Source organism: Geodermatophilus sabuli, from assembly GCF_900215145.1.
In the GTDB taxonomy this organism is placed as follows: domain Bacteria; phylum Actinomycetota; class Actinomycetes; order Mycobacteriales; family Geodermatophilaceae; genus Geodermatophilus; species Geodermatophilus sabuli.
This window is the reverse complement of sequence record NZ_OBDO01000021.1, coordinates 1-3,568: the sequence shown is the minus strand read 5'-3', so window position 1 is coordinate 3,568 and position 3,568 is coordinate 1. Positions and strand designations below refer to the sequence as shown.

Sequence of the window (3,568 nt, the reverse complement as noted above, 5' to 3'; positions counted from 1 at the left end):
TGTGGTGGGGGTCCGGCGGGTGCGGAGTGGGCGGATGGCCGGTCGTACGTTGAGAACTGCACAGTGGACGCGAGCATCTTCAAATCGAATCTTCTCTGATGTAGCGGAGTTTCTTGTAGGTCCCCGGCGCGGGCGTTTCCTTCCTCGGGAGGAGATGGTCGGCGTGGGGGTTTTGTGTGGCCAAGTTGTTAAGGGCACACGGTGGATGCCTGGGCACCAGGAGCCGATGAAGGACGTAGGAGGCTGCGATAAGCCTCGGGGAGCTGCCAACCGAGCGTTGATCCGAGGATGTCCGAATGGGGGAACCCCGCACCAGTCATGTGGTGTGACCCGCGCCTGAACACATAGGGCGTGTGGAGGGAACGTGGGGAAGTGAAACATCTCAGTACCCACAGGAAGAGAAAACAACCGTGATTCCGTGAGTAGTGGCGAGCGAAAGCGGAGAAGGCTAAACCGATCGCATGTGATAGCCGGCAGGCGTTGTGTGGTCGGGGTCGTGGGACCGTTCTGCCATCTCTGCCGAGGTGGCGGGGAGTGATAAAGGACCGTGGTTAGTGGAAGGCCTCTGGAAGGGGTCGCCGTAGAGGGTGAGAGCCCCGTACACGAAAATCCGGTTCCTCCCGAACGTGTTCCCAAGTAGCACCGAGCCCGTGAAATTCGGTGTGAATCCGGCGGGACCACCCGCTAAGCCTGAATACTCCCTGGTGACCGATAGCGGACTAGTACCGTGAGGGAAAGGTGAAAAGTACCCCGGGAGGGGAGTGAAATAGTACCTGAAACCGTGTGCCTACAAGCCGTGAGAGCCTGCCGTTCCTTCGGGGCGGGGGTGATTGCGTGCCTTTTGAAGAATGAGCCTGCGAGTTAGCGGTACGTGGCGAGGTTAACCCGTGTGGGGTAGCCGTAGCGAAAGCGAGTCCGAACAGGGCGTTTTGAGTCGCGTGCTCTAGACCCGAAGCCGAGTGATCTACCCATGGCCAGGTTGAAGCGCGGGTAAGACCGCGTGGAGGACCGAACCCACCAGGGTTGAAAACCTGGGGGATGAGCTGTGGGTAGGGGTGAAAGGCCAATCAAACTCGGTGATAGCTGGTTCTCCCCGAAATGCATTTAGGTGCAGCGTCACGTGTTTCTTGCCGGAGGTAGAGCACTGGATGGCCGATGGGCCCCACAAGGTTACTGACGTCAACCAAACTCCGAATGCCGGTAAGTGAGAGCGTGGCAGTGAGACTGCGGGCGATAAGGTTCGTAGTCGAGAGGGAAACAGCCCAGATCATCGGCTAAGGCCCCTAAGCGTGTGCTAAGTGGAAAAGGATGTGGGATCGCAGAGACAACCAGGAGGTTGGCTTAGAAGCAGCCATCCTTGAAAGAGTGCGTAATAGCTCACTGGTCAAGTGGTTCCGCGCCGACAATGTAGCGGGGCTCAAGCACACCGCCGAAGCCGTGGCATTCACACGAAAGCCCGTCGGTTCTCTTCGGAGGGCCGGCCAGGTGTGTGGATGGGTAGGGGAGCGTCGCGTGGTGGGTGAAGCGGCGGAGGAATCCAGCCGTGGACGCCACGCGAGTGAGAATGCAGGCATGAGTAGCGAGAGGGGAGTGAGAACCTCCCCCGCCGGAAGACCAAGGGTTCCTGGGCCAGGCTAATCCGCCCAGGGTGAGTCGGGACCTAAGGCGAGGCCGACAGGCGTAGTCGATGGACAACGGGTTGATATTCCCGTACCCGCGAAGGAGCGCCCATGCCGAACCCAGCGATGCTAACCACCCGACGCCGGTGAGTTCCCTTGTGGAGCGAGCCGGCCGAGGCTGGGATCCGGACTGGTAGTAGGCAAGCGATGGGGTGACGCAGGAAGGTAGTCCTACCGGTGAGTGGTAGTACCGGTGCAAGGGTGTGGCCCGTCCGGCAGGTAAATCCGTCGGACATACAGGGTGAGGCCTGACGCATAGCCGAGTGAGGCGAATGGGATGATCCTATGCTGCCGAGAAAAGCCTCTAGCGAGTTCCGAGCGGCCCGTACCCCAAACCAACTCAGGTGGTCAGGTAGAGAATACCGAGGCGATCGAGCGAACTGTGGTTAAGGAACTCGGCAAAATGCCCCCGTAACTTCGGGAGAAGGGGGGCCCTCGTCCGTGAACCGTCTTGCACGGGGCAGCGGGAGGGGGCCGCAGAGACCAGTGAGAAGCGACTGTTTACTAAAAACACAGGTCCGTGCGAAGTCGTAAGACGATGTATACGGACTGACGCCTGCCCGGTGCTGGAACGTTAAGGGGACGGGTTAGCTCTTCGGGGCGAAGCTCAGAACTCAAGCGCCAGTAAACGGCGGTGGTAACTATAACCATCCTAAGGTAGCGAAATTCCTTGTCGGGTAAGTTCCGACCTGCACGAATGGCGTAACGACTTCTCAGCTGTCTCAACCACAGGCTCGGCGAAATTGCACTACGAGTAAAGATGCTCGTTACGCGCGGCAGGACGGAAAGACCCCGGGACCTTCACTATAGCTTGATATTGGTGTTCGGTTCGGCTTGTGTAGGATAGGTGGGAGACCGTGAAGCGGGCACGCCAGTGTTCGTGGAGTCGCCGTTGAAATACCACTCTGGTCGAATTGGATGTCTAACCTCGGTCCGTGATCCGGATCAGGAACAGTGTCAGGTGGGTAGTTTAACTGGGGCGGTTGCCTCCCAAAATGTAACGGAGGCGCCCAAAGGTTCCCTCAGCCTGGTTGGCAATCAGGTGTCGAGTGCAAGTGCACAAGGGAGCTTGACTGTGAGACCGACGGGTCGAGCAGGAGCGAAAGCTGGGACTAGTGACCCGGCACCGGCATGTGGAAGCGGTGTCGCTCAACGGATAAAAGGTACCCCGGGGATAACAGGCTGATCTTCCCCAAGAGTCCATATCGACGGGATGGTTTGGCACCTCGATGTCGGCTCGTCGCATCCTGGGGCTGGAGTAGGTCCCAAGGGTTGGGCTGTTCGCCCATTAAAGCGGTACGCGAGCTGGGTTTAGAACGTCGTGAGACAGTTCGGTCCCTATCCGCCGCGCGCGTAAGAGACTTGAGAAGAGCTGTCCCTAGTACGAGAGGACCGGGACGGACGAACCTCTGGTGTGCCAGTTGTACCGCCAGGTGCACTGCTGGTTGGCTACGTTCGGCAGGGATAACCGCTGAAAGCATCTAAGCGGGAAGCTCGCTTCAAGATGAGGTCTCTCACCGGAACAACCGGGTAAGGCCCCCGCCCAGACCAGCGGGTTGATAGGCCGGAAGTGGAAGCACCGCAAGGTGTGGAGCTGACCGGTACTAATAGGCCGAGGACTTGACCACACACCCACACGAATCCGCCGCTGCCCGCAGCGGATGTTCGGTGGAAGATGACAGGCACCATTTCACACGCGTCCACTGTGTAGTTCTGAACGCACGAACCGGTTGTTTTCGGCCGAGTTCGACATGTTCACAGCGTTACGGCGGCCATGGCGAGAGGGAAACGCCCGGTCTCATTCCGAACCCGGAAGCTAAGCCTCTCAGCGCCGATGGTACTGCCCCGGAGACGGGGTGGGAGAGTAGGACGCCGCCGGACAACCATTC

The 3,568-nt window shown here is 59.3% G+C and carries 2 rRNA genes; both read left to right on the top strand.

Features of this window, described 5'->3' with window-relative positions:
- Window positions 1–178 precede the first annotated feature (178 nt).
- Window positions 179–3,307, top strand: a 23S ribosomal RNA gene (locus CRP39_RS26030).
- 136 nt (window positions 3,308–3,443) lie between these two features.
- A 5S ribosomal RNA gene (rrf, locus tag CRP39_RS26025) occupies window positions 3,444–3,560 on the top strand.
- The last annotated feature ends 8 nt before the right edge of the window (window positions 3,561–3,568 follow it).